General features: G+C 74.5%; 16 protein-coding genes. 11 read left to right on the forward strand and 5 right to left on the reverse strand.

Translation table 11 applies throughout. The annotated features are described in order from the left end of the window. The first annotated feature begins 3 nt into the window (after nucleotides 1–3). From IEZ06_RS12500 to IEZ06_RS12515, 4 genes are all read left to right on the forward strand, one after another. Complete coding sequence (locus IEZ06_RS12500) at nucleotides 4–993, forward strand: alpha-ketoacid dehydrogenase subunit beta (protein WP_189236843.1); 990 nt, start codon at nucleotides 4–6, stop codon at nucleotides 991–993. Next, nucleotides 986–2,194, forward strand: coding sequence for a 2-oxo acid dehydrogenase subunit E2 (locus IEZ06_RS12505; RefSeq protein ID WP_189236844.1), 1,209 nt, complete (start codon nucleotides 986–988; stop codon nucleotides 2,192–2,194). Before IEZ06_RS12500 ends, IEZ06_RS12505 begins: the two co-directional genes overlap by 8 nt. Continuing rightward, nucleotides 2,191–7,998: a non-ribosomal peptide synthetase/MFS transporter gene (locus IEZ06_RS12510; RefSeq protein ID WP_189236845.1), complete on the forward strand. Its 5,808-nt coding sequence runs from the start codon at nucleotides 2,191–2,193 to the stop codon at nucleotides 7,996–7,998. The genes IEZ06_RS12505 and IEZ06_RS12510 overlap by 4 nt, the downstream gene beginning before the upstream one ends. Before the next feature lie 143 nt (nucleotides 7,999–8,141). Further along, the gene (locus IEZ06_RS12515; protein ID WP_229798023.1) at nucleotides 8,142–9,008 is read left to right on the forward strand and encodes an AraC family transcriptional regulator; all 867 of its coding nucleotides are present in this window, start codon (nucleotides 8,142–8,144) and stop codon (nucleotides 9,006–9,008) included. A gap of 90 nt (nucleotides 9,009–9,098) precedes the next feature. Here IEZ06_RS12515 and IEZ06_RS12520 read toward each other — a convergent pair whose 3' ends face one another. Beyond that, entirely contained in the window at nucleotides 9,099–10,001 is a 903-nt protein-coding gene (locus IEZ06_RS12520) for an NAD(P)-dependent oxidoreductase (protein WP_189236846.1), read from the reverse strand. A 148-nt stretch (nucleotides 10,002–10,149) separates the two neighbouring features. After that, a complete protein-coding gene (locus tag IEZ06_RS12525) occupies nucleotides 10,150–11,484 on the reverse strand; it encodes an aminotransferase-like domain-containing protein (protein WP_189236847.1) in 1,335 nt (444 codons plus the stop codon). Nucleotides 11,485–11,576: 92 nt separating this feature from the next. On the opposite strand from IEZ06_RS12525, the gene IEZ06_RS12530 reads away from it, so the two are divergent. Continuing rightward, entirely contained in the window at nucleotides 11,577–12,353 is a 777-nt protein-coding gene (locus IEZ06_RS12530) for an enoyl-CoA hydratase-related protein (RefSeq protein ID WP_189236848.1), read from the forward strand. A 45-nt stretch (nucleotides 12,354–12,398) separates the two neighbouring features. On the opposite strand, the gene IEZ06_RS12535 is transcribed toward IEZ06_RS12530, so the two are convergent. Beyond that, nucleotides 12,399–17,294, reverse strand: a complete 4,896-nt coding sequence (locus IEZ06_RS12535; RefSeq protein ID WP_229798025.1) for an ATP-dependent helicase — start codon at nucleotides 17,292–17,294, stop codon at nucleotides 12,399–12,401. 132 nt (nucleotides 17,295–17,426) lie between these two features. On the opposite strand from IEZ06_RS12535, the gene IEZ06_RS12540 reads away from it, so the two are divergent. The 3 genes from IEZ06_RS12540 to IEZ06_RS12550 all read left to right on the forward strand — a co-directional run bounded on the left by IEZ06_RS12540 (nucleotide 17,427) and on the right by IEZ06_RS12550 (nucleotide 19,773). Beyond that, nucleotides 17,427–18,764 carry a pyridoxal phosphate-dependent decarboxylase family protein gene (locus tag IEZ06_RS12540; RefSeq protein WP_203871885.1) on the forward strand — a complete coding sequence of 446 codons (1,338 nt, stop codon included), beginning with the start codon at nucleotides 17,427–17,429 and terminating at the stop codon, nucleotides 18,762–18,764. Nucleotides 18,765–19,036: 272 nt separating this feature from the next. Further along, nucleotides 19,037–19,525, forward strand: coding sequence for a VOC family protein (locus IEZ06_RS12545; protein WP_189236850.1), 489 nt, complete (start codon nucleotides 19,037–19,039; stop codon nucleotides 19,523–19,525). 53 nt (nucleotides 19,526–19,578) lie between these two features. Further along, nucleotides 19,579–19,773 (forward strand): DUF3046 domain-containing protein, encoded by a 195-nt coding sequence (locus IEZ06_RS12550; protein ID WP_189236851.1) that lies wholly within the window; start codon nucleotides 19,579–19,581, stop codon nucleotides 19,771–19,773. A gap of 117 nt (nucleotides 19,774–19,890) precedes the next feature. On the opposite strand, the gene IEZ06_RS12555 is transcribed toward IEZ06_RS12550, so the two are convergent. After that, nucleotides 19,891–20,166 carry a hypothetical protein gene (locus IEZ06_RS12555; protein WP_229798028.1) on the reverse strand — a complete coding sequence of 92 codons (276 nt, stop codon included), beginning with the start codon at nucleotides 20,164–20,166 and terminating at the stop codon, nucleotides 19,891–19,893. 285 nt (nucleotides 20,167–20,451) lie between these two features. On the opposite strand from IEZ06_RS12555, the gene recA reads away from it, so the two are divergent. The 3 genes from recA (at nucleotide 20,452) to rny (ending at nucleotide 24,256) form a co-directional block, all read left to right on the forward strand. Then, on the forward strand, nucleotides 20,452–21,558 hold the full coding sequence (recA, locus tag IEZ06_RS12560) for a recombinase RecA (protein WP_189236852.1): 1,107 nt from the start codon (nucleotides 20,452–20,454) through the stop codon (nucleotides 21,556–21,558). A 65-nt stretch (nucleotides 21,559–21,623) separates the two neighbouring features. Further along, on the forward strand, nucleotides 21,624–22,358 hold the full coding sequence (gene recX / locus IEZ06_RS12565; protein WP_229798030.1) for a recombination regulator RecX: 735 nt from the start codon (nucleotides 21,624–21,626) through the stop codon (nucleotides 22,356–22,358). A 278-nt stretch (nucleotides 22,359–22,636) separates the two neighbouring features. Then, on the forward strand, nucleotides 22,637–24,256 hold the full coding sequence (rny, locus tag IEZ06_RS12570; protein ID WP_189236853.1) for a ribonuclease Y: 1,620 nt from the start codon (nucleotides 22,637–22,639) through the stop codon (nucleotides 24,254–24,256). On the opposite strand, the gene IEZ06_RS12575 is transcribed toward rny, so the two are convergent. Then, nucleotides 24,213–24,461: a ferredoxin gene (locus tag IEZ06_RS12575; RefSeq protein WP_189236854.1), complete on the reverse strand. Its 249-nt coding sequence runs from the start codon at nucleotides 24,459–24,461 to the stop codon at nucleotides 24,213–24,215. The two genes, rny and IEZ06_RS12575, sit on opposite strands and share 44 nt — an antisense overlap.

Below are 24,461 nucleotides of genomic sequence, written 5' to 3' on the forward strand. Positions count from 1 at the left end.
GCCGTGCGCGTAGCCGAGAACCTCAACGCCGCCCTGCACGGGCTGCTCGCCGACGATCCCGCGGCGTACGTGCTGGGCGAGGACGTCCTCGACCCGTACGGCGGCGCCTTCAAGATCACAAAAGGGCTGTCCACCCGCTTCCCCGGCAGGGTGATCACCACCCCGATCAGCGAGGGCGCGCTCACCGGCGTCGCGGCCGGGCTCGCGCTGACCGGCAACACCGCGGTGGCCGAGATCATGTTCGGCGACTTCGCCGCGCTCGCCTTCGACCAGCTGTGCAACTTCGCCGCCAAGTCGGTGTCGATGTACGGCTCGCGCCTGCCGCTGCGGATGGTCGTGCGCTGCCCCACCGGCGGCGGCCGGGGCTACGGCCCCACGCACAGCCAGAGCCTGCAGAAGCACTTCGTCGGCATGCCGGGCCTGGCGCTGTACGAGATGTCGCCCTTCCACGACAACCGCGAGGTGCTCGCGGCCATGGTGGACCGGGGCGAACCGTGCCTGTTCTTCGAGGACAAGATCCTCTACACCCGTCCGACGGGCCTGGCCGACCCGCTGTTCCGGGTGCGCCGCGACGGCGACCTGGCCGTGGTGGACCCGGACGTGCCCGAACTCGCCGCCCGCCCCGACTGTGTGATCGTCGCGCCGGGCGGGACGGCGCACCGGGCGCTGGGCGCGATGCGGTCGCTGCTGCTGGAGGAGGAGGTCTCCTGCCGGCTGCTGGTGCCGTCCCGGCTGTACCCGCTGGACGTCGAGGCGCTGCTGCCGCACCTCGGCGGGGTCGTGCTGGTCGCCGAGGAGGGCACCGCCGGCGGCACCTGGGGGAGCGAGGTCGCCCACCTGGTCCACCAGCGCGTCTGGGACCGGCTGCGGGGACCCGTCCGGCTGGTCTGCTCCCGGGCCTCGGTGATCCCCACCGCCGCCCACCTGGAGCGGGAGGTCCTGCTCAGCGAGTCCGATATCCACCGCGCCGTACGGGAGGCCCTGCGTGGCTGACGTCCTCGTCCCCAAGCTGAACAACCAGGACACCGAGTACCTGGTCGTGGAGTGGCTCGTCGGCGACGGCGAGCCGGTGCGCGCCGGTGAGGCGGTGGCGGTGCTGGAGACCTCCAAGGCCGCCGACGAGATCGAGGCGGCCGTCTCCGGGCGGCTGGTCCACGTCGCGGCCAAGGACGCCTGGGTCGCCCCGGGCGCCGTGCTGGCCCGCGTCGTCTCCGGGAACCCGGCCGGAAGCGCCGGATCCCCGTCCGCGCCGCCCGCCGGGACCGCGGAGGCGCCTGCCGCGCCGGGGGCCGGTGTCCCGGCCGGGGCGTCCGCGGGCTCTCCGGCCGGGGACGGGCCGCCGGATACGGCCGCCGCCTCCCTGATCACCGGCCCGGCCCGGGCCGCCATGGAGGAGCTGGGCGTCCCCGAGGACCGGGTGCTGGCGCTGGGACTGCCGCTGGTCCGCCGGGCGGACGTCGAACGCCTCGCCGGCGCGGAGGAGGACACCGCCGGACGGCACGAGCTGTCGAAGGTGCAGCGGGCCGTGGCGCGCGCCGTCGCCCTCTCCCACCGGACGGTCCCGGCCGCGTACACCGTGATGCGCTTCGACGTCGGCCGGGCGCTGGAGCGGGCGGGCGCGCTCACCCGCGAGGTGCGCAGGCCGGTCGGGCTGCCCGAGCTGTTCGTGCAGGCGGTGGCCGGCCTGCACGGGAGGTTCCCGCTGCTGTTCGCCTCCGTCGACGACACGCCCGGGGGCGCACCCGGAGGCACGGCCGGGGGTCCGCCCGGCCCGGCGGGGCCGGTGGTCCGGCTCTCCGCCGCCCCCCGCGTCGGGGTCACCTTAGACCTGGGCGAGGGCCTGTACGTGCCGGTCGTCCGCGAGACCGGCTCCCTGCGGGAGATCGCCGCCACGCTGATGCGCCACCGGCTGGCCGCCGCGTCCGGCGGCTTCCGGGAGCAGGATCTGACCGGGGCGAACATCACGGTCACCCTGCACACCGACGCCGACGTGGTCCTCGCCGTCCCGATCGTCCTGCCCGGCACGTCCGCCGCCCTCGCGGTGACCTCCCCGCGGCCGGAGACCGTCCTGGCCGCCGACGGCTCGGTGACGGTGCGGACCGTCGCCGACATCGGCCTGGCCTACGACCACCGCCTCGTCAACGGCCGGGACGCCGCACTGTTCCTGGCCGCCCTCCGCCGGGAGATCGAATGACCGAGACCACCTCGACCACGCCGACCACGCCGACCACGCCGGCCGCATCGGCCCCGGCTCCGTCCGTGCAGGCCGTACCGGCCTCGAAGCCGTCCGCGCCGCCTGTCCCGTCCGCGCAGTCCGCGCCGCCGGAACTGTCGGACGCCAAGCGGGCGCTGCTCGCCCGGCGGCTGCGGCGGCGGGAGGAGACCCGCGCCGTCGTCCCGCGCCCGTCCGGCACGGTCCCGCCGCTCTCCCACGCCCAGGAGCGCCTGTGGTTCCTGGAGCAGTACCGGCCGGGCCTGACCGCCTATACCGTCCCCGCCGTGGTGCGGCTGCGCTGCGCGCTGGACGAAGAGGCGCTGCGCCGGGCCCTGGAAGCGGTCGCCGCCCGCCACGAGGCGCTGCGGATGCGCTTCCCCACCACCGAGGACGGCGTCCCCGAGCTGGTGATCGACGACCCCGGCCCGGTCCGGCTGGACGTCGCCGAGGTCGCGGACCAGGACGCGGCGCTGGAGCGGTTCGACGCCGAGCTGGCCGTGCCGTTCGACCTGGAGCGCGGCCCGCTGCTCCGCGCGGTCCTGGCCCGGATCGCCCCGGACGACCACGTGCTGCTGGTGGCCGCGCACCACGCGGTCGTCGACGGCTGGTCCTACGACATCGTCTTCCGGGAGCTGCTCGCCCTGTACGACGGCGGGACCCTCCCGCCCCCGCCGGTCGGCTACGGCGACTACGCCGTCTGGCAGCGCGGGCGGGACCTGCGCCGCGAGATCGACCACTGGCGCGAGCGGCTGGCCGGGCTGCCCGCGCTCGACCTGCCGACCGACCGGCCGCGCCCGGCCGAGCAGGGCTACGACGGCGCCTCGCTCGCCGTCCGGATCGACGCCGGGCTCACCCGCCGCCTCGCCGACGTGGGCCGGGAGGTGAACGCGACGCCGTACATGACGCTGCTGGCGGCCTTCCAGGTGCTGCTGGCCCGCCACTCGGGGCAGACGGACTTCGGGGTCGGCTCCCCGGTGGCCGGGCGGAGCCTGCCCGAGCTGGAGGGCGTCGTCGGCATGTTCGTCAACACGCTGGTGCTCCGCGCGGACCTGGACGGCGACCCGCCGTTCACCGCGTTCCTGGGCCGCGTCAGGGAGCGCGCGCTGGACGCGTTCGCCCACGCCGAGCTGCCGTTCGACCGCCTGGTCACCGAGCTGAACGTGGAGCGCGACGTCAGCCGCGCACCGCTGGCCCAGGTCGCCTTCGCCCTGCAGAACTACGCCGACGGCGGGGACGACCCGCGGCTGGCCTACCTGCCGGCGCCGGTCAGGACCACCCGCCACGACCTGGCGCTGTACCTGTTCGAGACCCCCGAAGGGCTGGCCGGGCACTTCACCTACAACACCGAGCTGTTCGACGCGCAGACGGTGGAACGGCTGGCCGCCCGGTTCGAGACGCTGCTGCGCTCCGTCGTCGCGGCCCCCGACACCCCGGTGGGGGAGCTGTCGCTGCTCTCGGACGCCGAGCGGGACCTCGTGCTGGGCTTCGGGTCGGCCGCGGACCCGGAGCCGGCCGGCCACCGCCTGCTCGGCGACATCGTGGCCGCGCAGGCCGCGCTGACCCCGGACGCGACCGCCGTGGTCTGCGCGCCGCCCGCCGGGAGCACTTCTGCCGCGGGCCCGGACGGTTCCCCGGACGGGAGCCGGGGCGGCGTCCGGGACGGTTCCCCGGACGGGAGCCGGGGCGGCGTCCGGGATGGAACCCCGGACGGGATCCCGCCGGGCGGCGGCGCCCCCGCCTCCCTCACCTACGCCGGGCTGGACCGCCGGTCGAGGGCGATCGCCGCGCTGCTGCGCGGGCGGTACGGCGTCGGCCCCGACGTTCGGGTGGGCGTCCTGCTCGACCGCTCCACCGACCTGGCCGCCGCCGTCCTCGGCGTGCTGGCCGCGGGCGGCGCCTACGTCCCGCTCGACCCCAAGCAGCCGCGCGACCGGCTGGCCCACATGCTCGCCGACTCCGGGGCGGTCGCCGTCCTGACCTCCTCGGCCGGGCGCGGCCTGGTCCCGGACGGCCACCCGGTGGTCTGCCTGGACGCCGAGGAACTGGCGGAGACCGCGTTCGACGACCCCGGCACCACCCCCGACCACCTGGCCTACGTGATCTACACCTCGGGCACCACCGGGCGGCCCAAGGGCGTCGGGGTGCAGCACCGGCAGGTGCTGAACTACCTGGCCGGGGTCCGGGAGCGCTTCGCCGTCGAGCCGGGGTCGGTCTTCACCCTGCTCCAGTCGCTCTCCTTCGACTTCGGCGTGACGGTCTTCTACCTGTCGCTGCTCACCGGGGGAGAGCTGCACCTGCTCGACCCGCAGGCCCCGGTCGAGGAGCTCGCCGGGACGCTGGGCCGCACCGACTACCTGAAGATGACCCCCTCCCACCTCGCGTCGCTGCTCGCCGGGGCCGACCCCCGCGAGCTGCTCCCGCGCAGGCTGCTCATCCTCGGCGGCGAGGCCTCCACCTGGTCGTGGGCCAGGGAGCTGGCCGGGCACACGGCGGTGGCCAACCACTACGGGCCCACCGAGGCCACCGTCGGCGTGGCCACGCACGCCGTCACCGCCGCCCCCGGGACCGTCTCCGGGACCGCGCTGACCCTGCCGGTCGGCGGGCCGCTGCCCGGCGTCCGGCTGTACGTGCTGGACGAGCACCTGTACCCGGTCCCGCCCGGCATGACCGGGGAGATCCACATCGGCGGCGACCGCCTGGCCCGCGGCTACCTCGGGCAGCCGGGCCTGACCGCCGACCGCTTCCTGCCCGACCCGTACGGCGCGCCCGGCGCCCGCATGTACCGCACCGGCGACCTCGGCCGCTGGCTGCCCACGGGGGAGCTGTGCTTCCTGGGCCGCCGCGACCTGCAGGTCAAGGTCCGCGGCTACCGCGTGGAGCTGCCGGAGATCGAATCCGTCCTCACCGGCCTGGAGGGGATCGAGCAGGCCGTCGTGGAGCTGCGCGGAGACCGGCTGGTCGGCTACCTCGTCGGGGAGCGGACCCCCGTCGGGGAGCTGCGCGCCCGGCTCGCCGACCGCCTCCCCGACTACATGGTCCCGGGGCGCTTCGTCTGGCTGGACGAGCTGCCGCTGAAGTCGCACGGCAAGGTCGACCGGGCCCTGCTCCCCGATCCCGGCGACGAGCGCCCGGACCAGGAGGGCGGGTTCACGCCGCCCGGGACGCCGCTGGAGGAGGGCATCGCGCAGGTGTGGGCCGAGGTCCTGGGGCTGACCCGGGTCGGCGCGCTGGACGACTTCTTCGACCTGGGCGGGCACTCGCTGCTCGCCGCCCAGGTGGTCGCCCGCCTGCGCCGGGTCCTGCCCGACGGCGGGCGCCGCATCGGCATCCTGGACCTGTTCAAGCACCGGACCGTCCGCGGACTGGCCGGGCTCGCCGAGACCGCCGCCGGCGGGCCGCGCGCCCTCCTGCACCGCCTCACCCCGGTCCGGAGCACCACCACGACGCTGGTCTGCGTGCCGTACAACGGCGGGAGCGCGGCCGTCTACCAGCCGCTGGCCGACGCGCTGCCGCAGGACTGGGCGCTGCACGCGGTGGCCGTCCCCGGTCAGGAGCTGGGGCTCGCCGAGGAGACCAGGCCGGTCGCCGAGGTGGCCGAGGGCTGCGCGGCGGAGATCCTCGCCGGCATCCGGGGCCCGGTCGTGCTGTACGGCCACTGCGGGCTCGGCGTCATGCTCACCGTGGAGATCGCCCGGCGGCTGGAGGCCGCGGGGCGGCCCGTCGAGGCCGTCTACCTGGGTGGGATCTTCCCCTTCGCCCGGCCCTCCTCCCTGCTGGGCCGGATCGCCGACCTGGCCGACCGGTTCCGCAGCGACCAGGCGTGGGCCAACGCGCTGCGGGCCGCCGGGCTCGACGTCGACGAGCTCAGCCGCGAAGAACTCAAGATGATCATCGACAACCGGCGGGAGGGTACCCGGGAGACCGAGCGCTACTTCACCCGGCTGCTCGCCGAGGGCGTCGAACCGCTCCGGGCGCCGATCGTCTCCGTCGTGGGCGAACGCGACCCGGCGACGGAGTTCTACCAGGAGCGCTACCCCGAGTGGCACCTGCTGTCCGGCTCCGCCGCGCTGGTCGTCCTCGACGAGGCGGGGCACTTCTACCTGAAGTACCGCGCCGGGGAGCTGGCCGCCGTCGTCACCGCCGTCCACCCGGCCGTCGCCTCCGGCGACACCGCGGCGCTGGGCCGTACCGACCGGTCGACCTGGTGGCTGGAGGGCGTCTCGCGGCGTTCCCCGGTCACCTCGGACGGTCCGGTCACCTCGGACGGTCCGGTCGCCTCGGCTTCTCCGGTCACCCCGGACGGCGTGAATCCGTCGGATCCGCCGGGTGCGCAGGTCCGGCCGGGAGGGGAGTCCCGGCCGGAACAGGGCCGGTACGGAGCCGGGACGCCCGCCGGACCGGCGCCGAGCATGAAGCGGTTCGGCGCGGTGGCCGCCGGACAGCTCGTGTCGATCATCGGATCCTCGCTGACCGAGTTCGCGGTCCCGCTGTGGATCTACGTCACCACCGGGTCGCTCGTGGACTTCGCGCTCTTCTCGGTCCTGGCGCTGCTGCCCGGCATGCTGGTCTCCCCGCTCGCGGGCGCGCTCGTCGACCGCCACGACCGGCGGCGCGTCATGCTCGCCGGCGACGTCGGCGCGTTCGGCACGCAGCTCGCCCTCGGTGTGCTGCTGTGGACCGGCAACCTGCAGATATGGCACGTCTACCCGCTGCTGGCGATCCTCTCCGTCGCACTCGCCTTCCAGCGGCTGGCCTACAACTCCGCCATCCCGCAACTCGTCCCCAAGCGCTTCCTCGGCCACGCCAACGGCGTGGTCCAGATGGTCACCGGTACGGCGCAGCTCGTGGTCCCGCTGGTCGCGGTCGGGCTGATGGCGGTGATCGGCCTGGAGGGCATCCTCGTCGTGGACGTCGTCTCCTACGTGTTCGCGATCACGGTCCTGCTCCTGGTCCGCTTCCCGAAGACGATGGCGTGGCGGCGCCGCGAGTCGCTGACCGCCGAGATGGTCGAGGGCTGGCGCTTCTCCTGGGGGAACCCGTGGTTCCGCGGGATGCTCCTCTTCTTCGTGGTGCTGAACGTCTTCCTGTCCCCGCTGTTCCTGCTCGTCTCGCCGCTCGTGCTGGGCTTCGCCACGCTCGACGACGTGGGGCGCGTCGCGTTCTGCGGCGGGCTGGGCGTGCTGCTCGGCGGCCTGGTGATGACGGTGTGGGGCGGCCCGCGCCGCCTGCGGATGCGCGGCGTCCTGCTCGCCACCCTCGCCCTCGGCGTCTTCTGCCTGGTCACCGGCTTGCAGGAGAACCTGGTGGTCATCGCGGCGGGCGCGTTCGGCATGTCGTTCTGGCTGACCGTGCTCAACGGCGTCTACGCCACGATCGTCCAGGTCAAGGTGCCGCAGCGGTTCCACGGCCGGGTCATGGCGCTCAACCAGCTCGTCGCCTGGTCCACCCTGCCGATCGGCTTCGGCCTGGTCGCGCCGTACGGCACCGCCCTGTTCGAACCGCTGCTGCTGCCCGGCGGCCCGCTGGCCGGCACCGTCGGCGCCGTCATCGGCACCGGTGAGGGCCGCGGCATCGGCCTGATGTACGTGCTGTTCGCGGTGGCGATCGCGGTGACCGCGCTGGTCGCCATGCGGACCCGGACCCTGTCCCGGTTCGACGCCGACATGCCGGACGCGCTCCCGGACGACCTGGTCGGCCTCCAGGCGGTCCAGGAGCGTGCGGAGCCGGCCGGTGCGGTGGAGCCCGCGGAGCCCGCCGCGACGGTGAGCGCGCTCCGCAGGTGAGCCCGCGGCGACGGTGAGCGCGCTCCGGAGGTGAGCCCGCCGCGACGGTGAGCGCGTCCCGGGTGGCCGTGTCCCGGGACGGGCCCGCCGCGGCCTCGGTGCGGGCGGCGGCGCGAAGCGCTCCGGCGTCGTAACCTGAGCGGGTGGGGCGTTTACGCGGCGGCGAGGCGGGCGGTCACGACGGGCTGCGGCGCCACCTGACCGGGGGGACGGGCGGTCACCGGCTGAGGTTCGGTTCCGGCGCCGCGGGGATCGAGCGTCTGGAGGCGTCGCTGATCGGCGAGGGGTTCGCGCCGCACCGGCACGACACCTACGCGATCGGGGTGACCCTGGCGGGCGTGCAGACGTTCCGTTACCGCGGCGAGCTGCGGCACTGCCTGCCCGGCGACTGGCACGTCCTGCACCCCGACGAGGTGCACGACGGCATGCCGGGCACGGACGAGGGCTTCGGCTACCGGATCCTCTACGTCGACCCGTTCCTCGTGCAGCAGGCGCTGGGTGGGCGGCCGCTGCCGTTCGTCGCCGATCCGGTCGTGCGGCGTCGCGACGTGCGCCCGCCGCTGTCGGCGTTCCTGCGGCGCATCGACGAGCCACTCGACGACTTCGAGAGGCTCGACGTGGCGCTGCTGGTAGCGGACCTGCTGGAAAGGCACTCCGCCCCCCGCCCGGGCAGGCGGGCCGGGCTGGCGCTGGAAGCGCTGTCGCGCGTGCGCGAACTGGTCACCGAAGATCCGGTGACCAGGCGCTCCGTCGAGGAGCTCGAGCGGATCTCGGGGCTGGACCGGTGGACGCTCGCCCGCCAGTTCCGCGCCGCGTTCGGCACCAGTCCGACCCGCTTCCGCACGATGCGGCAGCTGGACCGGGTGCGCCGGACGCTGCGCGACGGCACGCCGCCCCGCGAGGCCGCGCTGGAGGCGGGCTTCGCCGACCAGAGCCACATGACCAGGATGTTCAAGCGGGCGTACGGCATGACGCCGGGAGCGTGGACCGCGGCGCTCGCCGGGCCGTGACCCCGGTCCGCGGGCTCCCGCGAGCCGGGCCGTGACCCCGGCCTGCGGGCTCCCGCGAGCCGGGACGGGGCGGCGCCGGACCGGCGGCCGTCACCGTGCCCCTTCCGTCGCCGGTCCCTCCGGCCGGGAGGTCCTGGCCTCGATGGCATGGATGACGGCTGCCATGTCCGATTCGCCGTGTCCCAGCGTGAGCGTCTCACCGAACAGGGCCAGGCAGACGTCCAGCAGGGGCGAGGCCGTCCCCGAACCGCGGGCGGCCTCCGCGATCAGCCGGTTGTTCTTCAGCACGTCGGCGATCGCCGCCTGAGGGCTGAAATCGCGTCCGGTGAGCTTGGCGGCCTTCGTCCGGGAGACGGTGCTGGCCATCGGTCCGGAGCCGAGCACGTGCAGGAACACCTCCGGGTCGAGGCCGTGCCGGTCGGCGAAGTGCACGGCTTCGGCGAGGCCGGTCACCATCGTGATCAGGAACAGGTTGACCGCGAGCTTCGTCAGCGACGCCGACGGGACGGCGCCGCACACGACCGTCTCGTGGCACATCGGCCGGAGCAGCGGCCGGACCTCCTCGACGGCATCCGGTTCCCCGGCGAGCATCGCCACCAGCCGCCCGGCCTCGGCGGGTCCGCGCGACCCCGACACCGGAGCCTCGACGTAGTCCCCTCCGGCGGCGCGGACGTCGGCCTCCAGCGCGGCCGAGTAGCCGGGCGCGGTCGTTCCCATGTGGACGACGACGTGCCCGGCGACCTTCGCCGCGAACCGGGGTGTCCCGCGCTCCAGTACGGCGTCGATCGCAGCCTCGTCCGCCAGCATCAGCACCACCACGCGGGCCCGTTCGAACACCTCGGCGGGGCTCGCCGCCACTCCCGCGCCGGCTGCGCGCAGGACGTCGCACCGGCCGGGGGAGCGGTTCCAGACGACGAGGCGCGTGCCCGCGCGGGCCAGATTGAGCGCCATGGGCCGGCCCATGAGCCCGAGACCGAGGAAACCCACGTCCATCCACCCGCACCTCCGCCGCACCCCGCGGCGGGGCACCGGCGGGAACAGTTGTAGCGGAGGGCGGCGGCACCGGTCTTGAACGGTTGTGCAGGCATCCCCGGCGACCGCGCCCGCCGGGGGACCGGAACGCGCGCCGCCCGCCGGTGCGTCACGGCGGAATCGCCTCGACGGCCCGCCGCAGGCGGTGCAGGACGGACGCGAGCCCGTCCAGCGGCGGAGTGCCCAGCGCCAGCCGGAGCGCCCGGGGACGGCGAGGACCGGTGGCGAACGCATCGGAGGTGGACACCAGGATCCCTTCCTCCGCGAGCACGGCCGCGACATGGTCGGGACGCTGGTGGGGCTCCAGGCCGAGCCACACGATGTAGGACGCCGGGTGCGCCACGACGTCCATGCCGGCGAGCGCGTCCCGGGCGATGTCCTGCCGGGCGGCGGCGTCCTCGCGGCGCGCCCGCTCCAGCTGCGCGACCGTGCCGTCGGTGATCCAGCCGGTGGCGAGGGCGGTGACGAGGGCGGGCACGCTCCACGCCGCCGCGCGCAGGCTCCTGGTGACGGCCTGGACGTGCCGGTCGGGGAGTACGGCGAAGCCGAACCGGAGCCCGGTCGCCACGTTCTTGGACAGACCGGCGACGTAGCAGGTGCGTCCGGGGGCCAGGGCCTGGAGCGGAGGGGGCGGTGCGGCCTCGAGGAACGCGTACGTGCCGTCCTCGATGATCACGCAGTCGGCGGTGCGGGCGACGGCGACGAGGTCGGCGCGCTGCTCCCGGTCGAGTACCCAGCCGAGCGGGTTGTGCACGGTGGGGATCGTGTAGATCGCACGGACCGGCCGGGTACGGCACAGCCGGTCGAGGGCGGCGAGGTCGGGGCCGGCCGCCGTCACCGGGATCGGGGCGAGGTCGAGGCCCTGCGCCGCGGCGAGGAGCCTGATGCCGGGGTAGCTGAGCGCGTCGACGGCCAGGAGGTCGCCGGGCCGGGTGAGGGCCCGCAGCGTGACGTCGAGCGCCTGCTGGGTGCCACCCGTCAGCAGGACGTTCGCCGGCGCGACGTCGATCCCGCGGCCGAGCAGGTAGGCGGCCACGACCGCGCGGTCGCCGCTGCGCCCGCCCGGCGGATGCTGACGCAGCAGCGACTCGACCTCGCCCGACGTGGAAAGGGCCCGCAGGGCCGTACGCAACCGGTCGCCCTGATCCGGGGCCAGGGGCTGGTTGAACGACAGGTCGGCCACCCGCGGCGCCGGCAGGGCACGCGACGGCTCCGGCCCGTCGTAGCCGGACCGGTGCCGGACGAACGTCCCGCGTCCCGGCTCTCCCGTGACCAGCCCCATCGCGGCCAGCTCGGCGTAGACCCGGGTGGCCGTGGCCAGGGCGATCCGGCGCTCGCGGGCGAGGCCGCGGTGCGTCGGGAGCCGGGTGCCCGCCGGGATCGCGCCGGCGCGGATCGCCGCGGCGAGCTCGTCGACGATGCGCCGGTAGGACGGTGGCCGCATGCCGGACCTTGTATCTAGGACGATTAATGGATCGTCCTAGATTACGCCTCCTAGGCTCGGTGCGACTCGCCTCACCGAACGGAGCGCCGGGCATGACCGTCCACATCGACCGGAACGACCACCTGATCACGATCACCATCGATCGGGAACGGAAACTCAACGCGCTCGACTACCCGACGATCGACGCGCTGCTCGCCGCACTCGACCGCATCGACTCCGACGACTCGGCCCGCGCGGTCATCGTGACCGGTGCCGGCCGCAGGGCGTTCAGCGCGGGCGCGGACATCCCGTCCGTCGCGGCGAGCATCGCGGGCGGGACCGAGCGCGCCCTGCGCGAGGTGGTCCGGCGGGGCCACGCGCTGACCCGGCGGATCGAGGAGTTCCCGAAGCCTGTGATCGTCGCCGTCAACGGTCTCGCCTACGGCGGCGGCTGCGAGATCACCGAGGCCGCCCCGCTCGCGATCGCCGCCGAGCACGCGACGTTCGCCAAGCCGGAGATCGCCCTCGGCTTCCCCCCGCCGTTCGGCGGCTCCCAGCGGCTGCCGCGCCACGTCGGCCGCAAGCGCGGCCTCGAGATGATCCTGACCGGGGACCCGATCCCCGCCGCGCGGGCCGCCGACATCGGCCTGGTCAACGCCGTCGTACCGGCCGACGACCTCCTCGATGCCGCGCGGGACCTGGCCGCCCGGATCGTACGGCATGCGCCGACGGCCGTGGCGGCCTGCCTGCGCGCGGTCACGCGCGGCGTCAACCTGCCGATCGACGAAGGACTGGCCGTCGAGGCCGGCTGCTTCGCCGGCACCGTGCCCACCGACGGCGTGCGGAACGGCCTGCGCCGGTTCCTCGGCCGCTCGGCTGCTTCCGCCTGAGGCCTGTCCTGTGGATCCTCCTCCATGAACCACAGGACACAGGCCTCAGGCCCGCAGGCGCAGCCCGCGGGGGGTCGGGTGGAACCCGGCGGCCTCCAGTGCGGCGGCCAGCGGGGAGTCGTTGATCGCGGCCCCGTCGGCGCGCTCCACCGTGAGCTTGCCGAGCGCGCCGTCCCGCACGGCCAGCGCCAGGGCGTCGACGGCGGGCCGGACGCGGTCGTCGTCGGCGAACGACAGCAGGGTCTTGCCGCCGCGCTCGACGTAGAGCACCAGATGCCCGTCGACCAGCACCACCAGGGCGCCCGCCTTCCGCCCGGGCTTGTGGGACACGTCCCCCGGATGCGCGGGCCACGGCAGTGCCGCGCCGTACGGGTTGGCCGGGTCGGCGGAGGCGAGCACCACGGCCCGCCGCCCGTCGCCGCCGCCCCGGCGGGCGGGCGCGTCCCATGGGCCGGCCTCCGGTCCGGAGGGGGGAGCGGCGCCCCACGGGCCGGCCGATCCCCGCCCGCGGTCGGCGGGCGGGCCGGGGGCGCTCCACGGGTCGGTCGTCCCCGGCGGTGCGGGTGCGTCCCAGGGCGCCGGAGGCGGCGGGGAGGAGGTCGCGCGCATGCGGTCGACGGCCCCCGGCAGGGCGAACTGGGCGCCGCCCAGGCCCTCGACGAAGTAACCGCGGCGGCACCGGCCGCTCTCCTCGAACGCGCGCAGCACCTGGTAGACCGCGGAGAACCCGCCCGGCAGCCGCTCGGCCGCGACCGCGCCCCGGGTCACCACGCCGTGCCGTTCCAGCAGCGCCTCCGCCTGGGCGTGCGCCCGCTGGGTGGCGTCCTCGGCCGGGGCGGGCAGCAGCCACCAGCGTCCGCCCACGGTCGGCGGGCCGCTCCGGGTGGGCAGCACCGCCCGCCGCCTGCGGGTGGACGCCGGGCGGTGCGCGGGCCGCCCGGTGCCGAGCACCGCCCGCAGCGGGGCCAGGGTGTCGCCGGTGACCCGTCCCGCCCACACCAGGTCCCACACCGCCGCCACCAGGGCCCGGTCGTCGGGGACCTCCCCGGACAGGGTGCCGGTCCGGCCCGCCAGCTCGCGGAAGAACAGCGCGCCCCCGCCGGCGAGGACCTCCAGGACCGCCTCGTGCAGCGGGGTCGTGGTGATCTCCAGAGGGGCGGGGAGCAGCAGCGGGGCGGTGTCGGCGAAGTAGAGGGAGACCCAGCCGTCCCCGCCGGGCAGCGACCCCTGCCCGGCCCAGACCACCTCGCCGGAGGAGGTCAGCCCGTCCAGCAGGGACGGGTCGTAACCCGGTACCCGGGAGGGCAGGACCAGCGTCTCCAGCGCCGAGGCGGGCACCGCCGCGCCCTGGAGCCGCTCGACGGCGTCCACCAGCGCGTCGACCGGCGGCCTGCCCCGGCGCGCGGCGCCGGTGATCCCGTGCCAGGCGGGGGAGAACGCGGCCAGCGCCTCCGGCGGGACCGGCTCGACCTCCTTGCGGAGCCGGGCCAGCGACCTGCGGCGCAGCATGCGCAGCACGCCCGCGTCGCACCACTCCTCGCCCCGGCCGCCGGGCCGGAACTCGCCGCTCACCACGCGGCCGGCGCCCGCCAGGCGGCGCAGCGCGTCAGCGACGACGGCCGGGCCCAGCCCGAACCTGGCCGCGGCGGCGGCGGCGGAGAAGGGGGCGCGCGTGCGGGCGTGCCGGGACAGGAGGTCGCCGAGCGGATCGTCCACCGGCTCCAGGAAGGCGTGCGGCAGGCCCACCGGGAGCGGCGTGCCGAGCGCGTCGCGCAGCCGGGCGGCGTCCTCGACCGCGGCCCACTGCTCCTGCCCCGCCACCCGCACCCGGATCGCCCGCCGGGCCGCCTCCAGGCCGTCCAGCCAGGCCGGGTCGCCCCCGCGCAGGCTCACGTCGGCGGGGACCAGGGGGCCGTGGGAGCGGAGCAGGTCGGCGACGTCCTCGGCGTCGCGGAGCGGCCGGTCCAGCCGGGCCAGCTCGCGCTCGGTGTCGGCGATCACGTCGGGATCGAGCAGCTCGCGCAGGTCGGCCTGGCCGAGCAGCTCGGCCAGCAGGCCGGTGTCGAGCGCGAGCGCCTGCGCGCGGCGCTCGGCCAGCGGGGCGTCCCCCTCGTACATGAACGCGCCGACGTAGCCGAAGAGCAGGGACGCCGCGAACGGCGACGCCTGGGACGTCTCCACCTCGACCAGCCGCACCCGCCGCGCCGCGACGTCCCGCATGAGGCGGACCAGTCCCGGCACGTCGAACACGTCCTGCAGGCACTCGCGCATCGTCTCCAGCACGACCGGGAACGAGCCGTAGCGGCCGGCCACGCCCAGCAGGTGGGATGCCCGCTGCCGCTGCTGCCAGAGCGGGGTCCGCCTCCCCGGGCTGCGGCGCGGCAGCAGCAGGGACCGCCCGGCGCACTCGCGGAACCGGGAGGCGAACAGCGCCGAGCCGCCGAGCTCCTCGGTGACGATCCGCTCGATCTCCTCGGGGTCGAAGACCGCGACGTCCGAGGGCGGGTCGGAGAGCGTGTCGGGGATGCGCAGCACGATCCCGTCGTCGGAGTGCACGGCCTGCACGTCGACGCCGTAGCGCTCGCGCAGCCGCCGCCCGATCGCCAGCGCCCACGGGGCGTGCACCCGCGCGCCGTACGGCGAGTGCACCACCACGCGCCAGTCGCCCAGCTCGTCGTGGAACCGCTCGACCACGAGGGTGCGGTCGTCCGGCACGTATCCGGTGGCCTCGCGCTGCTCGGCCAGGTAGGACAGCAGGTTGGCCGCGGCGAAGCCGTCCAGGCCCGCCGCCCTGACCCGGGCCGGCGCGGCCTCGGCGTCCGCCGCGGACAGCTCGCGCAGGAAGGCGCCGATCGCCCGGCCCAGCTCGGCCGGGCGGCCCGGGGTGTCGCCGTGCCAGAAGGGCAGCTTGCCCGGCTGCCCGGGGGCGGGGGAGACCAGCACCCGGTCGGCCGTGATGTCCTCGATCCGCCAGGAGGTCGCGCCCAGCACGAAGACGTCGCCCGCCCGGGACTCGTAGACCATCTCCTCGTCCAGCTCGCCGACCCGGGAGGCCTTCTCCCCGACGAGGAACACGCCGTACAGGCCCCGGTCGGGGATCGTGCCGCCGCTGGTGACGGCCAGCCGCTGGGAACCGGGCCGCCCCTGCAGGACGCCGGTGACCCGGTCCCAGACGACGCGCGGGCGCAGCTCGGCGAACTCCTCGCTGGGGTAGCGCCCGGCGAGCATGTCGAGCGTCGCCTCCAGCGCGCTGCGCGGCAGCGTCCGGTACGGCGCGGCGCGGCGGACCACCGCCTCCAGCTCGTCGACGGTCCACTCCTCCAGCGCGGTCATCGCGACGATCTGCTGGGCGAGCACGTCGAGCGGGTTGCGCGGGTAGCGCAGCTCCTCGATCTCGCCCCGCTTCATCCGCTCGGCCACCACGGCCGTCTGGACCAGGTCGCCGCGGTATTTGGGGAAGATCACCCCGCGTGAGACCGCGCCCACCTGGTGCCCGGCCCGGCCGATGCGCTGCAGGCCGCTCGCCACGCTCGGCGGCGCCTCCACGCACGCGACCAGATCGACCGAGCCCATGTCGATGCCGAGCTCCAGGCTGGAGGTCGCCACCACGGCGGGCAGCCGCCCGGACTTGAGCGCCTCCTCGATCTGGGCGCGCTCCTCCTTCGACACCGAGCCGTGGTGGGCCCGCACGATCTCCGGCGGCGCTCCCGCGCCCGTCCCCGCCTGGGCCATCATCTCGGCCGGGGTGGAGATCGGGGCGGGGGGCCGGGGGAAGCCCCCGGACCAGTGGACCGGCTCCGGACCGGCGGGGGAGGAGCCGCTCCCGGCGGCGGACCGCTCGGCGGCCAGTTCGTTGAGACGGGCGCAGAGCCGTTCGGCGAGCCGGCGGGAGTTGGCGAACACGATCGTCGAGCGGTGGCCGCCGATCAGGTCGAGGAGCCGCTCCTCGACGTGCGGCCAGATCGTCCGCCGGGCCGGCCGCCGCTCCGGCCAGGCGTCGTCGCCGGCGTCCGGCCGGGGCGCGGTGTCGAGCTCGGTCATGTCCTCGACCGGGACGACGACCTCGACCTCGACGACCTTCTCCGAAGGCGGCTGCACCACGGTCGCGGGGCGGGGCCCGCCGAGGAACGCGGCCACCTCGCTCACCGGGCGCACGGTGGCCGACAGGCCGATGCGCTGCGCGGGGCTCGGGAGCAGGGCGTCGAGCCGCTCCAGGCTGAGGGCCAGGTGCGCGCCGCGCTTGGTGGCCGCCACCGCGTGGACCTCGTCGACGATGACGGTCTGCACGCCGCGCAGCGCCTCGCGGGCCTGGCTCGTCAGCAGCAGGAACAGCGACTCCGGGGTGGTGATGAGGATGTCGGAGGGCCGGGCCGCGAACCTGCGGCGCTCCTCGGCGGAGGTGTCGCCGGACCGGATCGCCACCGAGATCTCCGGCACCGGCAGGCCGAGCCGCCGGGCGGTCTGCTCGAGCCCGGTCAGCGGCGCGCGCAGGTTGCGCTCGACGTCCACCGCCAGGGCCTTGAGCGGCGAGACGTAGAGCACCCGGCACCGCGGGGGAGCCCCGTCGTCCTCCGCCGTGCCCTTCGCACCGCCGCCCTTCGCCCGGGAGCGCCGCCGCCCGTCCGGGGCGGCCGCCGTCTCCCCGGGCCCCCCGGGCCCGGCGTCCCGCGCGGCGGCCGGGGTCTCCGCGCCGATCGCGGCCCGCGGGCCTGCCGGGGCCTGCGCACGCGGGCCCGCCGTGCGCTCGGCGGCCAGGCGGTCGAGGGACCACAGGAACGCGGCCAGGGTCTTGCCGGACCCGGTCGGCGCGACCACCAGGGTGTTGTCCCCCCGGGCGATCGACTCCCACGCCCCCTGCTGGGCGGCGGTCGGCGCGGCGAAGGCCCCGGCGAACCATTCCCTGGTCACCTGGGTGAAGTGGTCGAGCGCTGATCCGGTCACGGTTCCATACTGCCGGGCGGCACCGACAGAACCGGCTCCGCCCGGCAACCGTACGGGACGGAGAAAAACCCCTGTTGTGATGTCCATAATGGCTATTGGTTGTTTTAACTGTTTTATCTCCATACTTCTCGGGTGCACAGCTACGACGAGCGCCTGACGAACCTGGTCTTCGACTACATGAGGGACCGGCTCTCCCTTGATCCCGTCCCCCTCGACCACCCCGGGATCAAGGACAAGCTCGACGCGGCGCTGGACGGGATCATCACCGCCGCGGGCACCGACCCCGGGAAGGTCCTGGACGTCTACGCCACGCAGCTGGCCCCGGCGGTCATCTCCGCCGACAGCCCGCGCTTCCTGTCCTTCATCCCGGCCGCGCCGACCAAGGCCGCGCTCCTGTTCGACATGGTCGTCTCCTGTGCCTCGCTGCAGGGCATCTCCTGGCTGGAGGCCTCCGGCGCGATCGCCGCGGAGAACCAGGTCCTGCGCCTGCTCGCCGACCGGGCCGGGATGCCCGCCGGAGCGGGCGGCTGCTTCGTCTCCGGCGGCTCGGCGGGCAACCTCTCCGCCCTCGTCGTGGCCCGCGACACCGCCCGGCGCACCCGCCCCGCGGGACGCCTGCGCGTCGCGGTCAGCGACCAGGCGCACTCCTCGATCTCCAACACCCTGCGCATCATCGACGTGGACGCCCTCGTCGTGCCCTCCCTCGACCACCGCCTGACCGGCGACGCCCTGCGCGCCGCCCTCGCCGCCGACCCCGATCCGTCGGACGTGATGGCCGTGGTCGCCACCTCCGGCACCACCAACGCCGGGATCATCGACGATCTGGCCGGGGTCGCCGAGGTCGCCCGCGAGCACGGCCTCTGGTTCCACGTGGACGGCGCGTACGGCGGCGCGGGCCTGTTCGCCCCCTCCGTCCGCCACCGCTACGCCGGGATCGAGCACGCCGACTCCTTCGTCGTGGACCCGCACAAGTGGCTGTTCGCGCCCTTCGACTGCGCGGCGCTGCTCTACCGCGAGCCCCGCCTGGCCCGCGCCGTGCACACCCAGGACGCCTCCTACCTCGACGTCCTGCACACGGGGGGCGACGAGTGGAACCCGACCGACTACGCCTACCACCTGACGCGCCGGGCCAGGGGCCTGCCGCTCTGGTTCTCCCTGGCGGTCAACGGCACGGACGCCTACACCGAGGCCGTAGAGAAGGGCCTCTCCCTGGCCCGCGACACCGCGCGGCTGATCGACGGGACCCCGCACCTGGAGCTGATCCGCGAACCGGAGCTGTCGGCGGTGCTGTTCCGCCGGACCGGGTGGACCGCGCAGGACTACCACGAGTGGTCCGAGCGGCTGCTCGCCGGGCAGATCGGCTTCGTCACCCCGACCGGGTGGGAGGGCGAGACCGTCGCCCGGTTCGCGTTCCTGCACCCGGGCACGTCCATGGAGATCGTGGAGGAGATCCTCGCCACCATGGCGTGACGGCGTGACGGCGTGACGGCGTGACGGCGTGACGGCGTGACGGCGTGACGGGGTGACGGCGTGACGGCCGGGCGGCGCGGGGCCGCGACGCCGGACCGGCGGCGGTCTCCGCGGTGTGACGGCCGTGATCCGCCGGGACGGGACGGCCCGGAGTGACGGGCGGGAGTGACGGTGGCATGACGGTCCGGAAAGGTTGAGCCACTCCCGGTACGGAGAGATAGCTCAGACACGGCACGGCGGGCAACCGGCACACGGAGATGATGGGTCAGGCGATGAGCATCGACTATCCGGCGATCGAGACGGCGCGTGAGCGGATCAGGGCCGAGCACCTGCGGGCGCACCGCCCGCCCAGCAGCGCCCGGGGGATGCACCACTTCGCCCTGATCTGCTCCGACGCCGAGCGGACGATCGCCTTCTACCAGGACCTCCTGGAGTTCCCCCTCACCGAGATCTTCGAGAACCGCGACTACCGGGGTTCCAACCACTTCTTCTTCGACATCGGCAACGGCAACCTGCTGGCCTTCTTCGACTTCCCCGGCCTGGACCTCGCCCCCTACGCGGAGGTCCTCGGCGGCCTCCACCACATCGCGATCTCGGTGGACCCGTCGACGTGGGAGCGGCTGCGGGGCAGGCTGGAGGCCGCGGGCGTGCCGCACCAGATCGAGAGCGGCGCCTCGATCTACTTCCGCGACCCCGACGGGACGCGCCTGGAGCTGCTCGCCGACCCCCTCGGCGAGATGTACGGCTCCCACGTCATCTGAGGACGGATCCCGTCGCAGTCCGGTCACGTCCCCCGGGGATCCATACTGGAGGGATGCGCCTGTCGGATTTCTGGAACCGGATGAAGCTGCACTTCGGTGATCCCTACGCCGAGTCGTGGGCCCGCGACTACGTCATCGCGGAGCTGGGCGGCCGCACGGTGGCCCAGGCGCTGGCCGACGGCATCGCGGCCAAGGAGGTCTGGCACGCGGTCTGCGGAGTGGTGAGCGTCGACTCCCGGCTGCGGTAGGGCGGCGGCCGATCCCCGGCCGCGCGGCGGACGGAGCCGGCCGAGGCCCGGACGGGGCGTCCGCTCCCGTGAAGGACGCCCCCTCTTCTTCCGGTGACCGGCTCCGCGCCGCCGGGCTCAGGGGTCGGGGGCCTCCTCCAGCGACTTGCCGATCAGCCCGGCCGCGTGGGCCGGATCACCGGTGCCCTCCTGGCCGCTGGGGGACCACAGGAAGAGCCAGCCGTCCTGGGCGGGGGTGGCGAAGACGATCGTCTGCCTCCCGGTGCCGGGGTGCCACACCCACAGCACGGGATCGCCGCCTCCGAGCATGCGGCCGACCAGCCCCCGCCCGGGGAGCTCCGCGGACAGGGACTCGAGGTGGGCCAGGCGTTGCCTGCTGAACGTATCGGTCACGCGGAAGCACCTTCTGGTTCGTTTTCGCTCCAGGATTCCCCCAGGTCAGCCGGGTCACAACAGGTCTGACGGAATGCCCGGGAATGTCACCCGGGGGAGCGGGCGGCGGCGCGGCGGGGGGCCGTGCTCCGGTGGGACGGGTGATGCGGTCGAGCCTCGATCGAACAGCCGTTCGGCTATATTGGACGGGTCAGCCCTAGTGGCGTGCTCTCCGGAAAATGTCGGTGGCACCCCGTAGCTTTCTGGCAACACCGATCCGACCCACAACCCTCCAGGGGGCTCCCAGTGGCAGCTAACGACCGCGAGAAGGCGCTCGAGACCGCGCTCGCTCAGATCGAGCGGCAGTTCGGCAAGGGCTCCGTCATGCGTCTCGGCGACGAGACCCGCGCACCCATCGAAGTGATCCCGACCGGATCCATCTCCCTCGACGTCGCGCTCGGCATCGGCGGGCTCCCGCGCGGTCGCATCGTCGAGATCTACGGCCCGGAGTCCTCCGGTAAGACCACCGTCGCGCTGCACGCGGTGGCCAACGCCCAGCGCGCGGGCGGCATCGCCGCGTTCATCGACGCCGAGCACGCCCTCGACCCGGATTACGCCAAGAAGCTGGGCGTCGACACCGACGCGCTGCTCGTCTCCCAGCCCGACACCGGCGAGCAGGCGCTGGAGATCGCCGACATGCTGATCCGGTCGGGCGCCGTCGACCTGCTGGTCATCGACTCGGTCGCGGCCCTGGTGCCCAAGGCCGAGATCGAGGGCGAGATGGGCGACAGCCACGTCGGCCTCCAGGCCCGCCTGATGTCGCAGGCCCTGCGCAAGGTCGCCGGCGCGCTCAACAGCACCGGCACCACCGCGATCTTCATCAACCAGCTCCGCGAGAAGATCGGCGTCATGTTCGGCTCGCCCGAGACCACGACCGGTGGAAAGGCGCTGAAGTTCTACGCCTCGGTCCGTCTCGACATCCGCCGCATCGAGACGCTGAAGGACGGCACCGAGGCGGTCGGCAACCGCACCCGGGTGAAGGTCGTCAAGAACAAGATGGCCCCGCCCTTCCGGGTGGCCGACTTCGACATCCTGTACGGCGTCGGCATCTCCCGTGAGGGCGGCCTGATCGACATGGGCGTCGAGCACGGCTTCGTCCGCAAGTCCGGCGCCTGGTACACCTACGAGGGCGACCAGCTCGGCCAGGGCAAGGAGAACGCCCGCAACTTCCTGCGCAACCACCCCGACACGGCGAACGAGATCGAGAAGAAGATCAAGGAGAAGCTCGGCGTCGGCCCGCGGGTGGACGCCCCCGCCACCCCGCCGCCCGCCGCCCCCGCGGCTCCGGCGGCTCCCGCCGCCTCCGGCCGGGGCTCCAAGGCGGCCGCCGCGGCCAAGCCCGGTGACGCCTGATCCGGGCCGAGGGATGGTCAAGGACCTCGGCCTGAAGACCGGGGCCTCCACACTGGAGGCGACCGGTGACGGGACCTGACTCCGGTCCGGTCGGTGAGACCGGACCGGGAGACTGGGGGGCCTGGCCTGACCGGCCCGAGCCCGGTCCCGCCCGGACGGGCCGGCGCGGCGGCCGGAAGCGGCGCGGCGCGCCGGAGGGCGGCCCGGGAAGCGGGGCCCGGGACGCGGGCGGAGGGCCCTTCCCCGACGGCCCCGTCGAGGGCTCTCCGGCGGATCAGGGGCCTGCGGCGGATCCGCAGGCGGTGGCGCGGGCGATCTGCCTGCGTCTGCTGACCATGGCGCCGCGCACCCGGGCGCAGCTCGCGGAGGCCCTGCGCAGACGCGAGGTCCCCGAGGACGCGGCCGAGGCCGTGCTGGAGAGGTTCTCCGAGGTCGGCCTCATCGACGACGAGGCGTTCGCGGCGGCGTGGGTGAGCTCGCGCCACACCGGGCGAGGGCTGGCCCGGCGCGCGCTCGCCTCGGAGCTCCGGCACCGCGGGGTGGACGAGGACACCGTCAAGGAGGCGGTCGAGCAGCTCGACCCCGAGCAGGAGGCCGAGACCGCCCGCCGGCTCGTGGCGCGCAAGCTCCGCGCGACCCGGGGGCTGGAGCCCGCCGTCCGGACACGGCGGCTGGCGGGCATGCTCGCCCGCAAGGGATACGGCCCCGGTCTGGCCTTCCGCGTCATCCGGGAGGTGCTGGAGAGCGAGGAGGCGGATGATCCGGTCGTTCCCGATGATCCGGATCTTCCGTTCGCGTGAGGAGAACACGCGGGCCAGCGGGTCTTTGCTTGCTCGTTACCTCTTCGACGCTTAATCTCGACTCCAGTGAGGAGTTACTCCGCGCAGTGCGGATTGTCATAACGGTGGACTACGGACGTGTGAGCTTGACGGCACGGGCGGGCGAGGTGTCGGCGAGAGGAGCCGGCACGGTGCCGGTCCTGGGTTGATACCTGTCCTGGTGGCTGTACCGCTGGGCTTTCCGTGCCGTGCGTGTGACCCCTCGTGTGCTTGGCTGAAGCGAGGAGGGCGGGGCGCGCATGGAGCCAGTTGTGGTCGTCATGTTGGCGGGGACGCTTGTGGTTCTTGCCGGGGCGACGATAACCCTGCTGGTCCTGCTGCTCCGCCGCACCGGGGCCGGGTTCGGCAAGGTTGCGGGGCCCTCTCCCGAGCAACTGGAGGAGGTCCACGCCGAGCTGGAGGAGGTCCGGCGCGAGGCGGAGGAGCTCCGCAGCCGCGCCGAGCAGGAGGCCGGGGAGATCCTCCGTCGCTCCGAGGCGGCGGCCGAGAGCGCCTCCCAGATGCGCCGGGAGGTCGAGGCCGAGGCCAAGGTGCTCAAGTTCGAGCTCAAGGAGCTCCGCGCCGACCTGGAGCGCAGGGAGAACCGCCTGGCGGAGCGGGAGCAGCGGCTCGACGAGGAGGCCAGGCGCCAGGCCGAGCGGGCCCGCAAGCTCGCCGAGACGGAGACCGAGCTGGCCGACCGTCGTGCGGATCTCGACAGGGTCGCCGAGGAGCGCAGGTCGGTCCTGGAGCGGGTGGCCGGGCTGACCGGCGCGCAGGCGAAGGCCGAGCTGGTCATGGAGATCGAGAACCAGGCCAAGCGCGAGGCCGCGCTGATCGTCCGGGAGATCGAGAGCGAGGCGCGCCGGGAGGGCGAGAAGCGCGCCACCAAGATCGTGACCCTGGCGGTCCAGCGGGTGGCCACCGAGCAGACCGCCGAGTCCGTGGTGAGCGTGCTGCACCTGCCCGGCGACGAGATGAAGGGCCGCATCATCGGCCGCGAGGGCCGCAACATCCGCGCCTTCGAGTCGACCACCGGCGTCAATCTGATCATCGACGACACGCCCGAGGCGGTGCTGCTGTCCTGCTTCGACCCGGTCCGGCGGGAGACGGCCCGGCTCACGCTGGAGAAGCTCGTGCTGGACGGGCGCATCCACCCCCAGCGCATCGAGGACGCCTACGAGCGCAGCCGGGCGGAGGTGCAGGAGCTGTGCGTGCGCGCGGGCGAGGACGCCCTGGTGGAGCTCGGCATCACCGACATGCACCCCGAGCTGGTCACCCTGCTCGGCCAGCTGCGCTACCGCACCTCCTACGGGCAGAACGTCCTCGGCCATCTCGTCGAGTCCGCCCACATCGCCGGGATCATGGCCGCCGAGCTCAAACTGGACCAGATGCTGCTCAAGCGCTGCACGGTGCTGCACGACATCGGCAAGGCCCTCACCCACGAGGTCGAGGGCAGCCACGCGCTGATCGGCGCGGAGATCGCCCGCCGGTACGGCGAGCACGAGGACGTGGTCCACGCCATCGAGGCGCACCACAACGAGGTCGAGGTCCGCACGGTCGAGGCGGTCCTGACGCAGGCCGCCGACGCGATCAGCGGCGGCCGGCCGGGCGCGCGGCGCGAGTCGCTGGAGGCCTACGTCAAGCGGCTGGAGCGGCTGGAGGAGATCGCCCAGTCCTACGAGGGCGTGGAGAAGGTCTTCGCCATGCAGGCGGGCCGGGAGATCCGGGTCATGGTCAAGCCGGACGCGGTGGACGACATCCAGGCGTCGGTCATCGCCCGGGACGTGGCCAAGCAGATCGAGGAGGAGCTGACCTACCCGGGGCAGATCCGCATCACCGTGGTCCGCGAGTCCCGGGCGACCGAGTTCGCCCGGTAGCGTCGCGCGCACCGGGATCCGCGGAGATCGCTGCGGCGGGGCACAGGTCGATGGCCTCGCGCACCGCGTCCAGGGTTCCCGCAGGCGGCTCGGGGTGCACGACGATCACCTTGCCGTCGTCCTCACGCTGGTCGAACACCTCGCCGGCCGTCAGCACGCACATTCCGGAGCCGATGCAGCGCTCGGCGTCCGCGGTGATTCTCAT

It is taken from the genome of Planomonospora antibiotica (assembly GCF_014647955.1).
Lineage (GTDB): Bacteria > Actinomycetota > Actinomycetes > Streptosporangiales > Streptosporangiaceae > Planomonospora > Planomonospora parontospora.

What these genes read in the sequence shown, in the direction of transcription:
- IEZ06_RS12510 (WP_189236845.1), top strand. Translation starts at nt 2,191, where the DNA reads ATGACCGAGACCACCTCGACCACGCCGACCACGCCGACCACGCCGGCC.
- IEZ06_RS12520 (WP_189236846.1), bottom strand. Translation starts at nt 10,001, where the DNA reads ATGGACGTGGGTTTCCTCGGTCTCGGGCTCATGGGCCGGCCCATGGCG.
- IEZ06_RS12525 (WP_189236847.1), bottom strand. Translation starts at nt 11,484, where the DNA reads ATGCGGCCACCGTCCTACCGGCGCATCGTCGACGAGCTCGCCGCGGCG.
- IEZ06_RS12530 (WP_189236848.1), top strand. Translation starts at nt 11,577, where the DNA reads ATGACCGTCCACATCGACCGGAACGACCACCTGATCACGATCACCATC.
- IEZ06_RS12545 (WP_189236850.1), top strand. Translation starts at nt 19,037, where the DNA reads ATGAGCATCGACTATCCGGCGATCGAGACGGCGCGTGAGCGGATCAGG.
- IEZ06_RS12550 (WP_189236851.1), top strand. Translation starts at nt 19,579, where the DNA reads ATGCGCCTGTCGGATTTCTGGAACCGGATGAAGCTGCACTTCGGTGAT.
- rny (WP_189236853.1), top strand. Translation starts at nt 22,637, where the DNA reads ATGGAGCCAGTTGTGGTCGTCATGTTGGCGGGGACGCTTGTGGTTCTT.
- IEZ06_RS12575 (WP_189236854.1), bottom strand. Translation starts at nt 24,461, where the DNA reads ATGAGAATCACCGCGGACGCCGAGCGCTGCATCGGCTCCGGAATGTGC.